This window comes from Candidatus Epulonipiscium sp. (assembly GCA_012519205.1).
GTDB lineage: Bacteria > Bacillota > Clostridia > Lachnospirales > Defluviitaleaceae > JAAYQR01.
The window spans coordinates 168,984-190,887 of the sequence record JAAYQR010000010.1 but is presented as its reverse complement, the minus strand read 5'-3'; the positions used below and the strand labels follow the sequence as shown (position 1 = coordinate 190,887).

17 protein-coding genes and 2 pseudogenes are annotated in these 21,904 nt (G+C 36.8%); 12 read left to right on the top strand and 7 right to left on the bottom strand.

Going from position 1 to position 21,904, the window contains the following annotated elements; genetic code table 11:
• The first annotated feature begins 54 nt into the window (after window positions 1-54).
• The 6 genes and pseudogenes from mutS to GX308_03090 all read left to right on the top strand — a co-directional run bounded on the left by mutS (window position 55) and on the right by GX308_03090 (window position 7,481).
• Window positions 55-1,701: pseudogene (gene mutS / locus GX308_03115) on the top strand (DNA mismatch repair protein MutS).
• A 12-nt stretch (window positions 1,702-1,713) separates the two neighbouring features.
• Window positions 1,714-3,574, top strand: a pseudogene (mutL, locus tag GX308_03110) (DNA mismatch repair endonuclease MutL).
• The gene (gene miaA, locus GX308_03105; protein NLK21082.1) at window positions 3,528-4,475 is read left to right on the top strand and encodes a tRNA (adenosine(37)-N6)-dimethylallyltransferase MiaA; all 948 of its coding nucleotides are present in this window, start codon (window positions 3,528-3,530) and stop codon (window positions 4,473-4,475) included. The pseudogene mutL and the gene miaA overlap by 47 nt, the downstream one beginning before the upstream one ends.
• Before the next feature lie 45 nt (window positions 4,476-4,520).
• Complete coding sequence (hfq, locus tag GX308_03100) at window positions 4,521-4,766, top strand: RNA chaperone Hfq (GenBank protein ID NLK21081.1); 246 nt, start codon at window positions 4,521-4,523, stop codon at window positions 4,764-4,766.
• Between the two features lie 63 nt (window positions 4,767-4,829).
• Window positions 4,830-6,116 carry a hypothetical protein gene (locus GX308_03095; GenBank protein NLK21080.1) on the top strand — a complete coding sequence of 429 codons (1,287 nt, stop codon included), beginning with the start codon at window positions 4,830-4,832 and terminating at the stop codon, window positions 6,114-6,116.
• 24 nt (window positions 6,117-6,140) lie between these two features.
• Entirely contained in the window at window positions 6,141-7,481 is a 1,341-nt protein-coding gene (locus GX308_03090) for a glycoside hydrolase family 5 protein (protein NLK21079.1), read from the top strand.
• 41 nt (window positions 7,482-7,522) lie between these two features.
• Here GX308_03090 and GX308_03085 read toward each other — a convergent pair whose 3' ends face one another.
• Entirely contained in the window at window positions 7,523-9,472 is a 1,950-nt protein-coding gene (locus tag GX308_03085; GenBank protein NLK21078.1) for an NAD(+) synthase, read from the bottom strand.
• A gap of 27 nt (window positions 9,473-9,499) precedes the next feature.
• A complete protein-coding gene (lexA, locus tag GX308_03080; protein NLK21077.1) occupies window positions 9,500-10,111 on the bottom strand; it encodes a transcriptional repressor LexA in 612 nt (203 codons plus the stop codon).
• A gap of 159 nt (window positions 10,112-10,270) precedes the next feature.
• On the opposite strand from lexA, the gene GX308_03075 reads away from it, so the two are divergent.
• Entirely contained in the window at window positions 10,271-10,588 is a 318-nt protein-coding gene (locus tag GX308_03075) for a LysM peptidoglycan-binding domain-containing protein (GenBank protein ID NLK21076.1), read from the top strand.
• A 28-nt stretch (window positions 10,589-10,616) separates the two neighbouring features.
• Here the strand turns inward: GX308_03075 and GX308_03070 are convergent, their stop codons facing one another.
• On the bottom strand, window positions 10,617-11,687 hold the full coding sequence (locus tag GX308_03070) for a tyrosine-type recombinase/integrase (protein NLK21075.1): 1,071 nt from the start codon (window positions 11,685-11,687) through the stop codon (window positions 10,617-10,619).
• A 203-nt stretch (window positions 11,688-11,890) separates the two neighbouring features.
• On the opposite strand from GX308_03070, the gene GX308_03065 reads away from it, so the two are divergent.
• Window positions 11,891-12,133, top strand: coding sequence for a DUF421 domain-containing protein (locus GX308_03065; protein ID NLK21074.1), 243 nt, complete (start codon window positions 11,891-11,893; stop codon window positions 12,131-12,133).
• Between the two features lie 30 nt (window positions 12,134-12,163).
• Here GX308_03065 and GX308_03060 read toward each other — a convergent pair whose 3' ends face one another.
• Window positions 12,164-12,877 (bottom strand): tRNA 2-thiocytidine(32) synthetase TtcA, encoded by a 714-nt coding sequence (locus GX308_03060; GenBank protein NLK21073.1) that lies wholly within the window; start codon window positions 12,875-12,877, stop codon window positions 12,164-12,166.
• 236 nt (window positions 12,878-13,113) lie between these two features.
• Between GX308_03060 and GX308_03055 the strand changes: the two genes are divergently transcribed.
• Entirely contained in the window at window positions 13,114-14,574 is a 1,461-nt protein-coding gene (locus GX308_03055) for a chemotaxis protein (GenBank protein NLK21072.1), read from the top strand.
• 122 nt (window positions 14,575-14,696) lie between these two features.
• Here the strand turns inward: GX308_03055 and GX308_03050 are convergent, their stop codons facing one another.
• Together GX308_03050 and GX308_03045 are read right to left on the bottom strand one after the other, a co-directional pair.
• Window positions 14,697-15,131, bottom strand: a complete 435-nt coding sequence (locus GX308_03050; GenBank protein NLK21071.1) for a hypothetical protein — start codon at window positions 15,129-15,131, stop codon at window positions 14,697-14,699.
• Window positions 15,132-15,230: 99 nt separating this feature from the next.
• Window positions 15,231-15,764 (bottom strand): bifunctional (p)ppGpp synthetase/guanosine-3',5'-bis(diphosphate) 3'-pyrophosphohydrolase, encoded by a 534-nt coding sequence (locus tag GX308_03045; protein NLK21070.1) that lies wholly within the window; start codon window positions 15,762-15,764, stop codon window positions 15,231-15,233.
• 160 nt (window positions 15,765-15,924) lie between these two features.
• On the opposite strand from GX308_03045, the gene acnA reads away from it, so the two are divergent.
• The gene (gene acnA, locus GX308_03040; GenBank protein NLK21069.1) at window positions 15,925-18,630 is read left to right on the top strand and encodes an aconitate hydratase AcnA; all 2,706 of its coding nucleotides are present in this window, start codon (window positions 15,925-15,927) and stop codon (window positions 18,628-18,630) included.
• Here the strand turns inward: acnA and GX308_03035 are convergent, their stop codons facing one another.
• Window positions 18,631-18,936, bottom strand: a complete 306-nt coding sequence (locus GX308_03035; GenBank protein ID NLK21068.1) for a hypothetical protein — start codon at window positions 18,934-18,936, stop codon at window positions 18,631-18,633.
• Between the two features lie 584 nt (window positions 18,937-19,520).
• Here GX308_03035 and GX308_03030 point away from each other — a divergent pair.
• Both GX308_03030 and nspC read left to right on the top strand, forming a co-directional pair.
• Window positions 19,521-20,720: a saccharopine dehydrogenase family protein gene (locus tag GX308_03030; protein NLK21067.1), complete on the top strand. Its 1,200-nt coding sequence runs from the start codon at window positions 19,521-19,523 to the stop codon at window positions 20,718-20,720.
• Window position 20,721: 1 nt separating this feature from the next.
• On the top strand, window positions 20,722-21,849 hold the full coding sequence (nspC, locus tag GX308_03025; GenBank protein ID NLK21066.1) for a carboxynorspermidine decarboxylase: 1,128 nt from the start codon (window positions 20,722-20,724) through the stop codon (window positions 21,847-21,849).
• The last annotated feature ends 55 nt before the right edge of the window (window positions 21,850-21,904 follow it).

Below are 21,904 nucleotides of genomic sequence, written 5' to 3'. Positions count from 1 at the left end.
AAAGATTATTTAGAATAATATCAAAAGACCACACCAGAGAATTTAGTCTCCAATGTGGTCTTAATCTTGCTAACCCTTAAAGCTGTTCACTTAAGTTTTTATCCAATCCCTATGTGAAAGCTTCTAAACGGGGTCTATGATTTAGAAAGACTAATGAGTAAGGTTGTATACAGAACTGTCAATGGACGAGATTTAATTGCCCTTAAGAACTCCCTTTTTTTACTTCCAGAAATTAAGATCCTGCTCCTTGAATTTGATGCCCCCTATCAAAAGGAAATACATGAAAAAATAGATGTACTAAAGGACATATATCAGTTAATAGATGAATCCATAATGGATGCTCCCCCCATATCCATACGGGAAGGGGATATAATAAAAGAAGGATATCACCCAGAGGTAGACAAGCTTAAAAAGGCAAAGAAAGAGGGAAAACAATGGATTGCCTCTTTAGAAAATGAGGAGAAGCAAAAAACAGGAATCAAAAACCTAAAAGTAAAATATAATAAGATTTTTGGTTATTTTATTGAAGTAACTAAATCCAACCTTGAAGCTGTACCCGATAGGTATATCAGAAAACAGACATTGGCAAATGCTGAAAGATATATCACCCCAGAATTAAAGGAATTAGAAGAAACTGTCTTAGGGGCAGAGGAAAAAGTAGTTGAACTAGAATATAATTTATTTACCAAGATAAGAGAGCTTATAGGAAATGAAATAGAAAGAATACAAAAAACAGCAAAATTGATTGCCATAGTGGATGTACTATGCTCCCTAGGGGAAGTGGCAGAAAAGCAAAACTATATTAAACCCGAAATAAATAAAGGGGACCTTATAGACATTATAGAAGGAAGACATCCCGTAGTAGAAAAAATGCTTCCTCTAGAACAATTTATATCCAATAATACTTATTTAGACGGACAAGAGGATCGGCTTGCCATTATTACGGGACCTAATATGGCTGGTAAATCTACCTATATGAGGCAGGTAGCCCTCATTGTATTAATGGCTCAAGTAGGAAGCTTTATACCGGCAAAAGAGGCTAAAATAGGTATTGTCGATAGAATTTTCACAAGGATTGGAGCTTCTGATGATTTATCCTCTGGACAAAGTACCTTTATGGTGGAGATGGCGGAGGTGGCTAATATCCTTAACAATGCCACAAGAAACAGCCTTTTGATACTGGATGAAATAGGTCGAGGCACCAGTACTTTTGATGGTCTAAGTATTGCCTGGGCAGTAATGGAATACATCAGCAATTCTAAAAAGATAGGGGCAAAAACCTTGTTTGCAACCCATTATCACGAATTAACAGAATTAGAAGGAAAACTTAAAGGGGTAAAAAATTATCGTATCGATGTACTAGAACAGGGAGATAATATCATATTCTTAAGGAAAATAAAAAGAGGTGGGGCTAATCATAGTTACGGGATTCAAGTAGCAAGATTAGCCGGCCTTCCCGAAGAAGTCCTAAAACGCGCCGGGGCCATATTATCGGAACTTAATGAAGCAGATATTACAAAAAATACGCAGATTGTAGCAGAAAAATCTACATCTCCTAAGTCAGCCCAAATAGATTTGTTTTCTATGGAATACAAAAACTTTATTGATGAAATAAAAAACATCGAAGTATCAGAGATTACCCCTAAAGAAGCAATAAATAAATTATTTGACCTAAATAAAAAGGCAAGAACCCTAGTATAAAGAGGTGGTTTTTTGAGCTTAATACAAAAATTAGATGAGCATACCATAAATAAGATTGCCGCAGGTGAAGTGGTGGAAAGACCATCATCTGTGGTAAAGGAGCTTATTGAAAACTCTATAGATGCAGGGGCTAGTGCCATTACTGTGGAAATAAGGGATGGCGGCATATCCCTTATTAGGATTACGGATAATGGTATAGGAATACCAAAAGAAGAAGTCAATATTGCATTTGTACGGCATACTACTAGTAAAATAAAAGAAGTTGAGGATTTAGATGAAATTGAATCCTTAGGATTTAGGGGGGAAGCCTTAGCCAGTATTGCAGCGGTTTCTCAACTGGAAATCATTACAAAGGCTTATGGAGAGATTACTGGTAAAAGGGTGGAGATCCATGGGGGAGAAATCAAAACTGAGCAGGAAATCGGCTGCCCTGAGGGGACTACATTTATCATGCGCAATTTATTTTATAATGTTCCTGCCAGAAAGAAGTTTCTAAAAAAACCATCTACAGAAAGCTCTTATATAAGTGATATCGTATACAAGATTGCCTTGGGGCATCCAGAGGTATCATTTAAATACATTAACAATAATTCAGTGGTATTTCATACCTCCGGAAACAATGAATTAAAAAATACAGTATTTAATATATACGGAAAAGAAGTTGCCCGGGACATGATAGCCCTTGAAGAAGTAAGGGGAGATATTAGAATTTTCGGTTTAATCGGCAAACCAAAAATCCATCGGGGGAACCGTAGCTATGAAAATTTTTATATCAATGGCCGATATATCAAAAGCAGATTATTAGAAAGAGCCTTAGAGGAAGCCTATAAAACCCTTCTTCCAATTAATAAGTTTCCGGTGGTAGTGCTTCATATCCTTATTCCTTCCGATAAAATCGATGTCAATGTACATCCCACTAAAATGGAAGTGAGATTTAAAAGCGAAGAAGAAATATATAAGCTAATGCTTGAAGTGATTCAAAATCACCTTAGAAAAAAATCTTATACCTCAAGTGACCTGGGAGGCATCTAAAAAAGAAAAATTGTTTACTCCAGAGCCTATCCAAGAAAAACTTCTAGAGCCATATGAAATAAAAAGGGAAAAAGATACAAGTAAAAATGGGACAAGAGAATATACCTTTGATAGTAAAGTAGAAAATCAGGAGGTTAATGAAAATGGTGAAAACCTTAAGGTAGAATATGAACCTCCTAAAGAAGAACCAAAACCCAGAATAATAGATTATAAAATCATAGGACAAATTTTTGGAACCTACTGGATAGTGGAAAAAGAAAACAATATGTATCTAGTAGACCAGCATGCGGCCCATGAAAGGGTGCTTTATGAAAAGTTAATGAATGATTTTAAATCCGGCGAGATTTATTCTCAGGCCCTCCTAAGGCCCTTGGTATTTGAAGTTACGCCCAAGGAGAAAGAAGCTATAGAAGAAAATAAGGAATTGTTTAAGCGATTTGGATTTCTAATAGAAGAATTTGGAGATTTAGCCTATGTTATCAGGGAGCTGCCTATTCTTTTTGATGGTCCTGTAGAAAGCAAGTTTTTCCTAGACATAGTAGATCTTTTCTTGAATGACGAGTATATTAAAAATGCCTACGATATGAAACTAAATACAATAGCTACTTTTTCTTGTAAGGGGGCAGTTAAAGCAAAGGATCAATTAAGTATATCGGAAAGCAAAGCCTTAATTGAAACCCTACTTACCTTAGAAAATCCTTATACCTGTCCCCATGGAAGACCTACTATAATAGCCATGAGCCAATATGAATTAGAAAAAAATTTAAGCGGGTTCAATAAGAATGGAGGCGCAAATGAAAAAACCGTTGATTATTATTGCTGGACCCACCGCATCGGGTAAGACCAAGGTATCTATCGAACTGGCTAAAAGAATAAATGGGGAAATTATATCTGGAGACTCTATGCAGGTATACAAGTATATGGACATTGGTACTGCTAAGCCTACCCAGGAAGAAATGGAAGGGATTTTTCATTATCTCATAGATGAAATAGACCCTAAGGAAGTCTTCAGTGTGGCAATCTTTCAAAAAAAGGCTAAGGAATACATAAAAAAGATTGATGAAAAAAGCAAAATCCCGATACTCACGGGAGGCACAGGTTTTTATATCCAATCAGTGGTTTACGATATTAATTTTATGGAAACTAATACAGATTTTGAATACAGAAATACCCTACAGGAATTGGCTACAAAAAAGGGAAATCAATACATCCATGATATGCTTGCTAAAATTGATCCGGATTCTGCCCTAACCATTCATCCTAATAATACAAAAAGGATTATCCGCGCCTTGGAATATTATAATCAAACCAATGAACCAATTTCTAAGCATAATGCAGAGGAAAGGACAAGAAAAAGCCCTTACCATACAGCTTTTTTTTCTCTAACCATGGATAGGGAGTTGCTCTATAGTAGGATTGATAAAAGGGTGGATGCCATGATAAAGGCAGGACTAGTAGAAGAGGTAAAAGACCTTCTTAATAGAGGTTATTCTAAGGATTTAGTTTCCATGCAAGGCTTAGGGTATAAGGAGATTGTTGGATACCTTGAGGGGAAGTTTACCATTGAAGAAGCTATATATACTCTCAAAAGGGATACTAGACGTTTTGCTAAAAGGCAACTGACCTGGTTTAGCCACAGGGAAGATCCTTGTTGGATAAATGTAGAGGCCTTGAATTTTGATATGGATAAAATTGTAACAAAAATTACAAATTATATTGAAGAAATTGGCATAATCATATAGAATAGAATTAGATAACATTAAAATTCAAAAGAGGAGTGGATTAAGGTGAGCAAAACTATTAATCTTCAGGATGTATTTTTAAATCATGTACGCAAAGAAAAAACAGCAGTAACAGTTTTTTTAACCAATGGATTTCAATTAAAGGGATTTATAAAAGGCTTTGATAATTTTATCGTAATATTAGATAGTGAAGGAAAACAACAAATGATATATAAACATGCTATTTCTACCGTTGTTCCTGCCAAACCAATCTATTTTAACTATAATCAAGAAAAATCTGATGAACAATAAAAGACTATAGCCACCTTAGGGGTGGTTTTAGTTTTTATATTGAACCTATAAGGAGACAAAACTATGACAGAAAGTATTATAGATATTATGCAAAATAAATTTGGTCTTAAGCCAGCTACCATCGAATTTTGTATGGAAATTGAAAAAGAAATGGAAGAACAGTTTAAAAACATCGATACCATAGCCGAATACAACCAATTAAAGATACTCCATGCCATGCAGAAAAATAAATTAAGCGATATTCATTTTGCAGCAACCACAGGATATGGATATAATGATCTTGGAAGGGACACTATAGAAAGCATTTATGCCGATATATTTAAGACAGAATCAGGGCTTGTTAGGCCTCAGTTAATTTCGGGGACCCATGCACTAACAGTAGCTTTATTCGGCAATCTAAGAGCAGGAGATGAATTATTATCTCCCGTGGGAAAACCATATGATACTTTAGAGGGAGTCATTGGAATCAGAGAAGTTAGGGGCTCCCTTAAAGAACATGGGGTTACATATAGACAGGTGGATCTAAAGGATAACCAGTTTGATTATAATGCCATCAAGGAAGCCATCAATAAAAAAACAAAGATGGTAACCATTCAACGTTCTAAGGGGTACATGTGGAGGCCTACCCTATCAGTACAACAAATAGGGGAACTTATTGAGTTTATTAAAGGTATAAGAAAAGACATAATATGTATGGTGGATAATTGTTATGGGGAGTTTGTAGATTACATAGAGCCGGCAGAAGTAGGGGCCGATTTGGTTGTGGGTTCCTTAATCAAGAATCCAGGAGGAGGCATTGCCCCTATTGGAGGGTATATAGTTGGGAAGGAGGAATATGTTGAAAACTCTGCAATTCGTCTTACAGCCCCAGGGCTGGGAAAAGAGGTAGGAGCTACCTTAGGCCTTAATCAACCGATACTTCAAGGACTTTTCCTTTCACCCCAGGTGGTGGCAGGAAGCCTTAAGGGAGCTGTTTTTGCATCGAGGATATTTGAGAAAGCAGGATTTTTGGTAATGCCTACCTCTATCGAGGCAAGACATGATATCATTCAAGCTATTCAAATGAAGACACCAGAAAACGTAATAGCATTTTGCCAAGGAATTCAAGCAGGTTCGCCGGTGGATAGCTATGTGACCCCCGAACCTTGGGAAATGCCGGGGTATGACAGCCCTGTTATAATGGCGGCCGGGGCTTTTGTACAAGGTTCTTCCATCGAGCTTAGTGCAGATGCTCCCATTAAGCCGCCATATACTGTATTTTTGCAAGGGGGATTATCTTGGCATCATGCAAAGATAGGAATAATGATGGCCCTACAAAGGGTAATGGATAAAGGGTCAATCAAACTGTAATAATATTATGAATGGGGGGATACAATGAATAAAAAATTAGTAGTATTATTATTAACGGTATCTATTGGAGTGGTCTTCCTACTTGGATGCAGTAATCATTCGATAGACCAGACTATATTAGCCGAAAAAAGGTTTGGGGAAGAACATGAACTAGAGAAGATGAAGGATTTAGATGGACAGGATAAGGAGGAAGTAAAAAATGAAGAGCCTGCAGAAGAGCCTGCAAAGGAGGATGAAAAAATTAAGATTCCAAAATTAGAAATAGATACCTATGAGATTCCAGATAACGAGGCCATGAGACTTGTTACTGATATGAGAGTGGGCTGGAACCTAGGAAATACCCTTGACGCAGCCTTTGATAACCCGAATTTTAGTGATGAGCTTATGTATGAGTCATCCTGGTGTGGGGTAAAAACAACCAAAGAAATGATTAAGGAAATAAAAGAATCTGGATTTCACTCGATTAGGATTCCCGTATCCTGGCATAATCATATAACAGATGATAATTTTACAATCAGTGAACCTTGGATGGACAGGGTACAGGAAGTAGTGGACTATGCCGTGGAACAAGATTTATACATCATCCTAAATATACACCACGACATTACCAAAGACTACTACTATCCCAGCAAGGAATTTGAGGAAAACTCATCTAAATATATGGCTTCTATATGGAAACAGATTGGCAATAGATTTGGGGAGTATAACGAAAAGTTAATATTTGAAGCGGTGAACGAGCCGCGATTAGTAGGGACTAATAACGAATGGTGGCTGGAAATGAATAAGGAAGACTGCAGAGAATCAGTAGAAATCATCAATGGGCTTAATCAAGTTTTTGTAAATACCGTAAGGTCGACCGGTAAGAACAATACTTCAAGATATCTTATGGTTCCTGGCTATAGCGCTTCGCCGGAAAATGTTCTTATTGATGAATTTACGATACCAACAGATTTAAAAGAAAACGATAATAAAATAATACTCTCGGTCCATGCCTATACTCCTTATAATTTTGCCCTACAGGCGCCTAATGAATCTGGAAGTATAACAAATTTCGATGCCACATCTTTAAACAGTAAAAAAGATATTAATTTTTTTATGGATCGTTTATATGAAAAGTATATCAGCAAGGGAATACCGGTGATTATCGGGGAGTTTGGAGCTAGGGACAAACAAAATAATCTCCAGGATAGGGTGGATTTTGCAGCCTATTATACAGCTTATGCTAGGGCTAGGGGTATGACTTGTTTTTGGTGGGATAATAATGCGTTCGTAGGAAATGGCGAAAATTTCGGTCTACTAGATAGAAGAACAGTAACTTGGAAATACCCAGAAATTTTAGAGGCGTTGATAAAGTATTCGATGTAAATTAACCATAAAGAAGACTCTTTCATGAGAAAGAGTCTTTTTTATATATTGGTCATTGCCTCAATTTCATCTAGCCATATCCTAGAAGAAGCATCGCTGGGCATTCGCCAAACGCCCCTAGGGGATAAGGATACGGAACCCACCTTTGGTCCATCGGGGAGGCAGGAACGTTTAAATTGCTGGGAGAAAAATCTTTTGTAAAAAATCTTTATCCATTTTAGGATGGTTACCCTATCGTATTTATCTTTAAATGCCAGTTCTGCTAAATAGACTATTTTGGAAGGTCTAAATCCAAAACGAATCATGTAATATAAGAAAAAGTCATGGAGCTCATAAGGACCTACGATATCCTCCGTCTTTTGATTAATTCCACCATCTTTAGAAGGGGGCAGTAGTTCCGGGCTTACAGGAGTAGATAATATGTCTTGCAAAATCCCATTGGTGTTTTCATCTAAGTTAGTGTTTCCAATCCAAGAAATAAGGGGTGCTATAAGGGTCTTAGGTACTCCGGAATTGACCCCATACATGGACATATGATCTCCATTATAAGTGGCCCATCCAAGGGCCAATTCTGATAGGTCACCAGTTCCTATTACAAGGCCATTTTCCTTATTGGCTATATCCATAAGGATTTGAGTCCGTTCTCTGGCCTGGGTGTTTTCATAAGTGGCATCATGAATGGTCCTATCATGACCTATATCCTTAAAATGCTGGATACATGCATCGGCTATGGGGATTTCCCGGGAGGTTATGTTTAAGCTTTTCATTAAGTCTAGGGAATTATTATAGGTCCTATCGGTGGTTCCAAAGCCGGGCATGGTAATGCCAAGGATATTTTTCCTATCTAGATTTAGAGCATCAAAAGCCCTAATACAAACCAATAAAGCAAGGGTAGAGTCTAAACCACCGGATATGCCTATTACTGCGGTTTTTGCTCCTGTATGTTCTAGACGTTTCTTAAGTCCATTTACTTGAATAGGAAAAATCTCGCTGCATCTTTCAGCTAAGAGATTTTGCTTAGAGGGCACAAAAGGATGGGGCTTAATGGGCCTTGTTAAAGAATCAGGGGTGTTGATGTTAAGGGTAAAAGGAACCATCCTAAAATTTTTAGAGTAATCCCCGCTATTGCCGATGACCTGTGAAAAACTTGTGCTTTTTCTACGATTAGCCCTTAAGCGATCCAAATCGAATTCATTATAAATTAAATAGCTATCCTCAGAAAAGGGTTGTTTTTCACTGAGAGTTGTTCCGTTTTCGCAGATCATAGAGTGGCCGCCAAAGGCAAAATCTGTAGTAGATTCACCATAACCTGAAGATACATAGATATATCCGCAGATGCATTTTGCCGATTGATGTTCTACTAATGTCTTCCTATAGCTTCTTTTACCTGCGGATTCATTACTTGTGGAAAGATTTAAGATAATATTTGCCCCATAAAGGGATAAATAGGAACTTGGGGCAATAGGGAGCCATAAATCTTCACATATTTCGACACCAATACAAAGATTGCTACGAATATCCTTAAATAAAATATCGGAACCAAAAGGAACTATTTGGTTGCATAGATTGATTTGATTGCTGATTGCACTGGAAGATGGGGAAAACCATCTTTTTTCATAAAACTCACAATAATTCGGAATGGAGGTTTTAGGGATTACCCCTAAGATTTTCCCATTAAGAATGAGGACAGCACAATTAAACAGTTGTTCATCGGCGGCAATGGGTAGGCCGACTAATATCAGCATATCAAGGTTAAGAGAATAATTTACAATCCTCTGCAGCTCGGTATTTGCTTGTTCTAAAAGAAGTTGTTGGGAAAATAAATCTCCGCAGGTATATCCGGTAATACATAACTCAGGAAATCCCAGGACTTGGACATGATTTTTTTGGGCTTCCTTTATAAGTTCAAGAATGTTGTCAACATTTTTTTTACAATCGGAAACAGATATTTCGGGGACGGCTCCCCCAACTCTTATAAATCCATTATTCATATTATCAACCTCTGCATTATTCTTTTGTTAAAACTTCCTAAACAAACCAATCACTTTCCCTAGGATGCTTACGTCCTTGACTATAATGGGGTTCATGGTAGAGTTTTCCGGCTGTAATCGGATATGTTCCTTTTCTCTAAAAAATCGCTTTACGGTTGCGGAATCTTCTAACATAGCTACCACAATATCACCATTTTCAGCGGTGCTTTGTTTGCGAACTAGAACCAAATCGTTATCGAATATTCCAGCTTCAATCATACTTTCACCTTGAACGTGGAGCATATATACGGTGTCGTTTCTAACATAGTCTACAGGAAGAGGGAAATAATCGTCTATATTTTCTACCGCAAGTATAGGTTGCCCAGCAGTAACATTTCCTACTATGGGAACATTAACCAGCTCCTGACGGGTATTATAAAATGTTGTATCTAAAATCTCAATGGCCCTTGGTTTGGTAGGGTCCCGACGAATCATTCCTTTTTTCTCTAGGCGGTTTAAATGGCCGTGAACAGTTGAGGTTGATTTAAGCCCTACCGCATCACAGATTTCTCTAACTGAAGGGGGGTAGCCCTTCTCTAAAATTTCTTTTTTAAGATATTCTAAGATTTCTAATTGTTTATCTCCAATTCGCTTACTCATATAGTCACCTCGCTATATAATATGGTTTATTATACCACATAATTTCTATATTATCAAACTTATGTTCGACATAGGAACGAATATTTTGCCAAAAACCCTTGACTAGGAATATATGTTCGTATATAATAGGTACAAACAAATGTTCTAAGGGGTGTTCCTATGCAAAAGAAAAAAATATTAGCAAGATATCGTTTTATCCTACTGGTTGTACTGTTTATATGTAGCATTCAGATATTTTCTATTGTTTTCATTTACAGTTCCACAGGTAACCAAAGAAATTCCCCAATTGAAAGATACGAACAAATAAGCATCCGAAGAGGGGATTCCCTTTGGAAGATAGCCCAAAACCACAAGCCCCAAGACCTTAGCACAAGTAAATATGTAGCTTACATAAAAGAGTTCAATCATCTAAAATCTAATGAACTCTATGCCGGAGATAGCATTATAATCCCTATTTATAAGCCACATGAATATTAAAGATTTATGGCATTAGTTTTTATAATTTTTATATTTTCCTCAGCTTTACGGCATTAGCGGCGGAGCGTCTTCTTTGATCGTCGATTTGTGCATAATGCTTTCTAGTTGTGTTTACGTCTTTATGACCCAACACATCGGCTACAAGGTATATATCTCCTGTTTCTTGATATAAGTTAGTGCCGTAGGTACTTCTTAACTTATGTGGAGTTATCTTTTTTAAAGTGGTCACAAGGGAAGAATATTTTTTAACTAAGTTTTGAACAGAGCGAACAGTCAGACGGCGGTTTTGAAGAGATAGGAACAATGCCTCTTCATGCCCTTCATTAGGCTGTTTTTTTACCCGTTCTTCTAAGTAGTCCATCAGGGCTTCTTCTACCTCATCACCAAAATATATCACCATTTCATCCCCGCCTTTGCGGGTAATTTTCAATCCATTTAAATCAAAATCTATGTCCGTAATATTTAGTCCTACACATTCGGATACACGAATACCTGTTCCTAAAAGCACGGAAATAAGAGCTAAATCCCTAGACTTTGTATACTGATGGTATCTTTTTTGGGCATCCGTTAATTTATCTCCATTTTCGATTTCATCTAAAAGCCTAGCAACTTCATTAATTTCTAATCTAATAATATTTTTTTCATGGATTTTCGGCATTTCTACTAGGCTAGAGGGATTCACCTTAATTTTTCGCTTTTTATAAAAGTATGTATAGAATTTGCGAAGAGCCGCCAACTTCCTGGCTTTTCCCCGTTCATCGTTTTGGTACTCGATGGTTTTATTTGGATTTTGAGGATGGGGTTTTTGATAATAAGATAAATATTCTAAAAACATTTCAATATGATCCGGTGTTATAGCCTCTAAATCCTTTATGTCTAATTCCCCCATATTTTTATCCTTTAAGGTTGGGTGAATATCCAATATATATTCGAAGAAAATCCTCAAATCATAGGCATATCCTATCCTTGTCTTAGAGGAGGTGGTAGGTTCGATGCCCCGAAAAAACTCAAAGGCAAAGGGGGGCAAAGAAGAAAGAAGGGCGCGGAGTCTTAGTGCGTTTTTTTGCTTTTGTTGTTCAAAATAATTAGTTTCAGCCATACAATCACCCCTATAATGGTTATAAAACCATTATACAAATATATGTTCTAGATAGCAATCTAATATCTTAAAATCATATCTTTTTCTTTTTTGAAGATAATAAATAGTAATGATAGATGTTATTATGAAAGCCATAGTTAAAAGGACCTGAATCCATAAGTTCATAATATTCTATCTCCGCATAAAATAAAATGGTTTAAGGTATATTATGGGTAGAAAAACCTTTTTTATGTAAGGGTATCAATGACTTATTAGGGCAGCTTAGGATAGGGAATGTATTTGATATTAATGAGGTAAAATACGCAATCATAAAAACTAACGGAGTCCTAAGCATTATGAAATATGAGGATAAAAATACCCCAACCTTAGGTGATTTGGGGGTGATAACAAATTCTAAAGAACTCTTTAAAACGGTTGTTTTATTCATAGATATATACAAAGATTAAGCTAAAGCTTTATCTATCAACGTATTTGCCTTATTCCCAGCCTTTGATGGAGGATCTTTGGATAGCTCCGAAAAGATGATTGTCTAGGTTATCGTAGCGTTTGCGAAGGTTTTCTATTAGGTTTTTCATATCTTCACGTTTTGTATTGCCATCTGCAGGACAGGGGCTTTTTATAATAGGGAACTTTTCGATTTCTGCAAGGGTTATGATTTCTTTTTCTGGTACATAGATTAGGGGTCTAATCGAATATAAATCCATTCTATCCAAATAGCTAACCGGAGCAAATGTATACATTCGTCCTTCATAAAACATGCAAAGAAGAAGGGTTTGAATGACATCATCCTTATTATGGCCCAGGGCAATTTTATTACAGTTAAGTCCTTTGGCAACTTCATTTAGGGCCCCTTTTCTCATTTTGGAGCAAAGAGAACAGGGGTTTTTTTCTTTTCGCTCATTAAATACAATTTGTCCGATATCGGTTTTATGAACAGTATAGGGGACTTCGATTTCGTCACATAGCTTTTGCACACCGGTAGTGTCAAAATTATCAAAACCTAGGGATACTGTAATGGCTTCTAGCTCGAATTTTTTTGGATAGAATCTTTGAAGTCCCCTCAAGGATAATAAAAGAGCCAAGCTATCCTTGCCTCCGGATATTCCTACAGCAATCCTGTCACCGTCTTCTATCATATGATAATCATCTACTGCACGACGAACATAGCTAAGAAGTTTTTGTAATTTCATGATATCTTCCTTCCAAGTCAATGAATTTAGCATTATTTATTATATAGAGTTCTGGGAAAAGAATCAAGAAAAATTCATGGAATAAAATAAAAGCTTAAATATAATTATAACTTCTCAAAAAAATAAATATTCGAATATAATTTTTTTGTGTCAATATTCATGATATAATATGTAATAAACATATATATATGGTGATTTAAATAAGAGGAATGGGATTGTTATTGAGGAGGGATAGAATGCTAGCTGCAAGGGGAAGATGCAAAGAGGTAGGCTTGGTTACAGATTATGTAGAAGAAAAATTGAGGGGGAATAATCCACCGTATCCTATTATAAACCATGAACCTCATAAAATTATTTTGGATTTGTTTGAAAAGTTGTTAAAGATGGGAATGTCGAATAATGAACTGCTTAGGAAATTGATTAATGAATCAGCCAGTTTAAGTGATTTCGATGTGAATATGTCATTTATATCTTCGGGATTAAGTAGATTTGCTGGGGAATTGGCCCAGTCTAGTCAATCTAATATGGCAGTGGTAGAAGAGACCACAGCAAGCATGAATGAGGTAGGGCAGGCCATTGATAGTCATGCTCATATATTAGAGGATTTATCGATTAAATCCAATGATCTTATGAGTGGCAATAGGGATAATATGAAGCTTCTAGAAGATATTAATCATATAAAGATTATTGTTCTAAAGGATTCAGAAATAATGTCTCAAAAGATAGGTTTTTTAGAAGAAATATCTAGAAAGATGGATGATATCGTTGCTGGAGTCAGTACCATAGCAGAACAAACAAATTTATTAGCGCTTAATGCCAGTATAGAAGCAGCGCGGGCCGGCGAACATGGGAGAGGTTTTTCTGTGGTTGCAGAGGAAATAAGAAAGTTGGCATCGGATACTAAAAATAAATTAGAGGATATGCAAGTATTTACAGAAGATATAAGAAATGCAACAAAAGAGGGCATGGACAGTGTAAATAGTACAATTGTATCTATGACGGATATGACCGAAAAAATTGAAACAGTCAATCGTTCCTTTAGGGATAATGGGAATTATCTAGAGATGGTAGTTAATAGTGTTTCGGAACTGGCAAGTATGATGGAAGAAATAAACGCCTCCTCGGAGGAAATCACTGCTGCTATGAATGTAGTGGCCAGTGAATCAGAAAAAATCAGTCATATGACAACTCGGGTTGCTGGGGATTCACAAAAAGCCCTTGATTATTCTAATCATATAGGAAGGGTAGATGACAATATATCCGATATAGTAAAACAACTAATGGAAACGGTTAATGATAGCACCCACCCTTTGACCAATGAAGATTTTATTGCTACCATAGAAGAGGCAATCATATCCCACAAGGCATGGCAGGATATATTAAAAAAGATGATTGACGAAGAGACATTAATGCCCATACAGACAGATGGTAAGAAGTGTAAGTTTGGACATTTTTATTATTCTATACAAATTAGCCATCCTGAAATCAAGGATTGTTGGGCGAAGATTGATCGTTTACATATAGACTTACATAATAAGGGACATGAAGTTATAGAGGCTATTCGTAAAAAAGATTCAAAAAGGGCTATACAATTATATAGTGAGGCAAATCAATTATCCCAAGGGATTATTAAGATGTTAAATGAAATCATCCAAAAGGTTAAAAGTATGGATTTTATGGAAGAAAAGATTTTTTAGGGTTCTTTATATCATTTAGAAGGATTACACTTCGTTAAAGTTGTGTTTCGCGAATAGTATCCCGAATAAGTAAAAGGGGCAGATTTTATAATCTGCCCCTTTTAATCTTTCGCTATTACTGTTTATACAGCATTGTGAACAAAGGATACGATATTAGAAATGGGAATGTCGGTTACAGAACCTACTGTATAAACTGGGTATCCATTCCAGCCACCAGCAGTAATTGCCCCAATTTCATTAGCCGGTTGTACAGGACCAAAGCCGCCATATCCCCCAGCACCAATCCCAGCTCCATAGCCTGTGCCATAGCCATACCCTCCTACACCAAATCCTGTGCAGGCATTTCCTAAAGCGCATCCTGGAGGGGGTCCTATTCTAGAAATAAGTCTTACAAAACAATCGTTAACAAGTAAAACAACTCCGGTAAATCCGGAACCCGATTGTCCTCCGCTACTTGTAAAAATTGTTACGGTTTCGCCAACATAGTTTGCTAATAATGCACCGAAGTTTCCACCGGTGAAAGTTCTTCCAGCACCTGCTCCAATTCCGTTAGCCATATGGTTTTCTCCTTTCATAATATATTTGTTACAATATATACTATTCCTATAGGAGAAAAATGTGACGATTTTTAATATTGTTCGACAATATTTTATGAATTATTCAAAAATCTTTAAAACCAGTGCTTTAAATTCTTGATACAAAGCATATTTTGATAAACTTTCAAGGCTTTTTACCAATTCCTCATAGTACCACTTATGCTCATTTTTATCTGTGACATTAAATCTTTCCCAAAGGGCATCTTTAATCATAAGATAATCCCTTTGGAGTGCCCTTGCATTAGCTAATTTATCCGCCAAGGAAATTAGTTTAATATCCTCATCTTCCACTTCTTTTAAAAATGTAATGGTGTGTTGTTTTCTTTCTTTCCAGGATTTTGACTTGTCTTCACTTTGGGATTTTACAAGGTCTGCAATCCTTTCGTTAAACATTAACTTTAAGCTTTCATAACTTACCTTAGCATCTTCTATGGTATCGTGTAGAAGGGCTGCACAGATGTTATTCACATCATACTTTAACTGAGAGGTTATAATCCCTGCTTCTAAGGGATGAAGAATATATGGAACATCTGTACATTTTCTTTTTTGATTCTCGTGGGCTAAGGTGGCAAATATAATGGCTCTGGTTATCATTTGAATTCCTCCAAACAAATCTGTTTGCATTTTAGTCTTATTATACTATATACTTATAAAAATATTAAATACAGTTTATTTTTGAGATTTAAACTGTATAATATTTTTCTCCATGACATATGATTAAATTAAATCTTATACAAGGAAAGTGAGGAATACAATGGATAAAAAGCCCGGTATAAATAAAAAATTTCTGTCTATAGGCGAGAAAAAATATTCTTATTACGATATCACATCCCTAGGGCAACTAGGGATAAAAGATACCTCAAGACTTCCCTACTCTATAAAAATTCTCCTTGAATCTGCCCTAAGAAACTATGATGAGAACCTTGTAACCATGGAACATATAAAAAGAATCGCATTAGGGATTGAAGACAGCAAAAACGGGGAAATTCCCTTTATCCCCTCTAGAATTGTTTTGCAGGATTTTACAGGGGTTCCCGTGGTCGTGGATTTGGCGGCAATGAGAACCAAAATGTATGAACTAGGAGGAAATCCTGATAAAATTAACCCCATAGTCCCTGTAGATTTGGTCATAGACCACTCTTTAATCATAGATTCCTTTGGAAGTAGTGAGTCTATGAAATACAATGTTAAAAAAGAGTTTGAAAGAAATGAGGAAAGATACGAACTTCTAAAATGGGCTCAAAAATCCTTTTCAAATTTTAGGGTATTCCCCCCTTCCATCGGAATCATACATCAGGTAAACCTAGAATTTTTAGCTACCGTAGCATCCTTAAGGACTATTGATGGAGAAAAGGTTCTGCTTCCAGATTCTTTAGTGGGAACCGATTCCCATACAACCATGATTAATGGCATAGGGGTATTGGGCTGGGGTGTAGGCGGCATAGAGGCCGAAGCTTGCATGTTAGGACAACCCTTATACTTTTTAACCCCTGAGGTGGTAGGCTTTAAACTCATGGGTACACTTCCAGAGGAAGCTACTGCCACAGACTTGGTACTTACCATAACCAATATCTTAAGGAAAGAAGGGGTTATAGGAAAGTTTGTTGAATTTTATGGAGAAGGCGTAGGAAATATAAGCGTTGAAGATAGGGCGACCATATCGAATATGTGTCCGGAATATGGAGCCACGGCGGCTTATTTTCCAGTGGATGATAAGACATTAGAATACCTAAGGGCTACAGGGCGTAGTAGGGACCAGGTTTCTCTTGTGGAAAAATATCATAAAATCCAGGGAATGTTTAGAACCAAGGACTCCCCAGAGCCTAATTTTTCAAGTTATATAGAATTGGATTTAGGCACCATAGAACCAAGTCTTGCAGGACCTAAAAGGCCTCAGGATAGGATTAATCTCAAGGACATGAAAAAATCCTTTCATAAAACTATTAAAGCTCCCCTTGATGAGGGAGGATATGGCTTTAAAGAAGATAAGATAAATGAATATGCCAAAATAAGTTATAAAGACAAAAGTAAAGAAAACCTAAAAAACGGCGCAGTGGTTATTGCCTCGATTACAAGTTGTACCAATACTTCCAACCCCGCAGTAATAATTGGTGCCGGACTTCTTGCTAAAAAAGCTGTAAAATTAGGTCTTACAAGACCCCAATATGTTAAGACCAGTCTTGCACCGGGTTCTTTGGTAGTTACCGAATACTTGACAAAATCTGGACTTCTACCCTATCTAGAAAAATTAGGATTTAACGTTGTAGGTTATGGGTGTGCGACCTGCATAGGAAACAGTGGTCCCCTTATAGAAGAAGTAAGCCGGGCAATCGACGAAAAAGATTTAGCGGTAGCGGCAGTCTTAAGCGGTAATCGTAATTTTGAAGGCAGAGTTCACCCTCAAACCAAGATGAATTACCTAGCCTCCCCTATTTTGGTGGTAGCCTATGCCCTAGCAGGGACCGTCGATATAGATTTTGACTCTGAACCCATAGGAAATAATGATAAAAAAGAGCCGATTTATCTTAGGGACATATGGCCTAAGTATGCAGAAATAGAAGAAATCATAAGAACTAGCATAAGTCCTAATATGTATATAGGAAAATATAAGGATGTATTTACTGCTAATGAACTTTGGAATGCCGTAACGGTTACCGATGAAAAAATCTATAAGTGGAAGGAAGAATCGACATATATCAAGCTACCCCCATTTTTTGATGAAATGGAAATACAGCCTGCTAAGGTTAAGGATATAAAAGATGCCAATGTCTTAGCCATGTTTGGAGATACAGTAACCACAGACCATATATCCCCGGCAGGAAGCATCCCAGAAACCTCCGATGCTGGCAATCATCTGACATCCCAAAACATTAGTATAGAGCATTTTAACTCCTATGGCTCCCGAAGAGGAAGCCATGAAGTGATGATGAGGGGGACTTTTGCCAATATCAGAATCAGGAATAAAATGCTTCCTGAGGTGGAGGGTGGTTTTACAAGGCATATTCCCAGCGGTAAAGTGATGTCTATATTTAAGGCCTGTATGGAATATAAGAAAACCAATACCCCCCTGATTGTCATAGCAGGAAAGGAATATGGTACTGGTAGTTCTAGGGATTGGGCAGCCAAGGGAACCGTCCTCCTGGGAGTAAAGGCAGTTATCGCCCAAAGTTTTGAGAGGATTCATAGGAGCAATTTGATAGGAATGGGGGTACTACCCCTACAATTTTTGGAGGGAGATACCTCTGACTCCTTAGGGATTAAAGGTGATGAAACCTTCAGCATAACAGGGATTTCGGATAATATTTATCCTAATAAAAAACTAAAAGTTACTGCCCAAAATCAAGAAGGTACCCTTTTTGATTTTGAAGTAATTGCAAGATTAGATAGTGGCATTGAGGTAGAATACTATCTTAATGGAGGTATTTTGAACATGGTTTTAAGGAACTTTTTGGCTAAATAATTATTGGTCTAAAGTGTTTTTATATCTTGCTTTGCGGATAAATCTACAAATAAAATAAATCAGCAGCAGCACAAGGGTGGGGACATTAAATAATAAGGTTAAGTAGATGATTCTATCGGAGAAATTTAAAAAAGCCTCTTTCACATATAAGGTACTAAGAATAATCATAAATCCTGTAAAAGAAAGATTTAAAATGGGCAGTATTAATCCAATCCATCGGCTTTCATTAATAGATAAGAAAATCTGCAAAGCAAATATACCTCCAAATACAATAATCATAAAAAAAACACTGATTAAACTAATCATTTTACTTCACTCCCTATAAAATTACTAATATATTAGAATTATAACATAATGTTTTATTAAAGTTAGCGGGAATTTTAGTTATAAAAGATTACAAAAATATAGAAATTTGATTTTTCTATTGAAAAAATTTTTATATCCTGATATTATATTAAAGTAATTGATTGGAAAGCTTTTAAATCTTGAGTCTTTCCAAGCAGATAATTTTGACCACATCCTAGGATGTTAAGGCCATACGGACAGCCGGGTCAGGTGCCGATTGGCAACTTAGTTTGCCTTATTGATTGAGTTAAAAGCTCAAATTTTATAAGTTGGTTACTTTACAACCGGTGCATAAAAGCACATCAACTTGTGAAACGGTCAATAAGAGTGGTAAAAGTAATTATTTGCTATATAGACTCTAAAGATTGTAATTGTATTATGAGAAGGCTTTCTATCATGGTTAGTTTTGATAGGGATACCCTATGGTTTTACTATGGGATATTTCTGCTTTTTTCATATTCATACAATATCCGAGCAAGTATTGTGCATAATATGCATGACACTTGCTTTTTTGTTATTACAATATTTAATAAGGAGATGATCAAATGGGGAAAGCGCTTATTATTGGTTGTGGTGGGGTTGCCTCTGTAGCAGTCCATAAATGCTGTCAAAACAGTGAGGTGTTTGAGGAAATTTGTATTGCTAGCCGTACAAAGTCAAAATGTGATGCTCTAAAATCAAAATTAGATGGGGGAAAAACAAAAGTTACAACAGCCCAAGTGGATGCTAATAATGTGGAGGAAATGATTGCTTTGATTGAAGATACAAAACCAGATATTGTGATGAATCTGGCTCTACCCTATCAAAATTTAAGCATTATGGAAGCTTGTCTTGCTACAAAAACAGATTATCTAGATACTGCAAATTATGAACCAGAAGATACTGCAAAATTCGAGTATAAATGGCAATGGGAGTATAGAAAGCGATTTGAAGAAGCTGGTATTACAGCCCTTTTAGGTAGCGGTTTTGATCCTGGGGTAACAGGGGTATTTGCAGCTTATGCATTTAAGCATTATTTTGATGAAATCGAATATATAGATATTTTAGATTGCAATGCAGGGGACCATGGATATCCTTTTGCAACTAATTTTAACCCTGAAATAAATATCCGTGAAGTAAGTGCTAAGGGAAGCTATTGGGAAAATGGAAAATGGATAGAAACCGAGCCAATGGAGATTAAGAAGGTTTATGATTTTCCAGAAATCGGAGAAAAAGATATGTACTTGATACATCATGAAGAAATTGAATCCCTAGCTATTAATATTCCAGGGATTAAGCGTATTCGTTTCTTTATGACCTTTGGACAAAGTTATCTTACCCATTTAAAATGCCTTGAAAATGTAGGAATGACCTCCATCGAGCCAATCGAATACGAGGGTAAACAAATTATACCCCTTCAATTTTTAAAGGCAGTACTGCCTGATCCTTCCACCTTAGGCCCAAGGACAAAGGGTAAAACTAATATTGGCTGTATTTTTAGGGGGAAAAAAGACGGAAAAGATAGGACTTACTATATATATAATGTCTGTGATCATGAAGAATGTTATAAGGAAGTGGGCTCCCAAGCGGTTTCTTATACCACGGGGGTACCGGCTATGATAGGAGCTATGATGTTAATGAAAGGAATATGGGATGATAAGGGCGTATACAATATAGAGGAATTTGATCCAGATCCTTTTATGGAAGCCTTAAATAAATGGGGGCTACCATGGAAAGAAAGCTTTAACCCAAAGCTGGTGGATTAAGATGAAGATAACTCAGCTGCCTACCCCCTGCTATGTAGTAGATGAAGGGCTTATAAAAAAGAACTTAGAAGTCTTAAAAGGGGTCATAGATAGAACAGGATGTAAAATAATATTAGCCCAAAAGGCCTTTTCCATGTTCAAAATGTATCCGCTGATCGGAGAATATCTAGATGGAACCACTGCCAGCGGATTATATGAGGCCCGTTTAGGATATGAGGAAATGGGGAAAGAAAATCATATATTTTCTCCGGCCTATATAGAAGATGAAATCGATGAAATCATAGGAATTTGTGACTACATTGTCTTTAACTCCTTTTTACAGATCCAAAAATTCAAGGATAAAGTCCTAAGAGCCGGTAAAAAAGCCGGACTTCGTATTAACCCCCAGCACTCAACCCAGGGGGAACATGCCATATATGATCCTTGCTCCCCCGGCTCAAGATTTGGGGTTACTATAGATCATTTTCGTCCAGACTTACTTGAAGGGATTTCCGGTTTTCATTTTCATACTCTTTGTCAGCAGAATTCCAATGACTTAGAAAAGACTCTCGAGGAAGTCGAAAAGAGATTTGGACAATGGCTGCCACAGATGGAATGGATCAACATGGGCGGTGGGCATCATATTACAAGGGAAGACTACGATATGGAGATATTAGAAAATTGTATCAAGAGAATGCAAAATAGATACAATTTAGAAGTTTATCTAGAACCCGGGGAGGCAATCGCCCTTAATGCAGGGTATCTCATTACAACCGTACTTGACATTGTACAAAATGAAATGGACATTGCCATACTAGATACTTCTGCCGCCTGCCATATGCCCGATGTCCTAGAAATGCCCTATCGCCCTCCTCTACTTCATTCAGGTAATATAGGGGAAAAACCATATATGTATAGGCTCGGTGGCAACACCTGTCTTGCCGGGGATACCATAGGGGATTACTCCTTTGATAAGCCCCTAGAACCAGGGGATAAATTGATTTTTGGAGATATGGCAATATACTCCATGGTCAAAAACAACACCTTCAATGGTATGCCCCTCCCTTCCATAGCAATCAAAGACAAGGAGGGAAACTGCCGAATTATCCGTCGGTTTGGATACGAAGAATTTAAAACAAGATTATCATAAAAAAGCCGGATTCAAAAAATGAATCCGGCTTAATCAATTTACTAGGATATTAGTT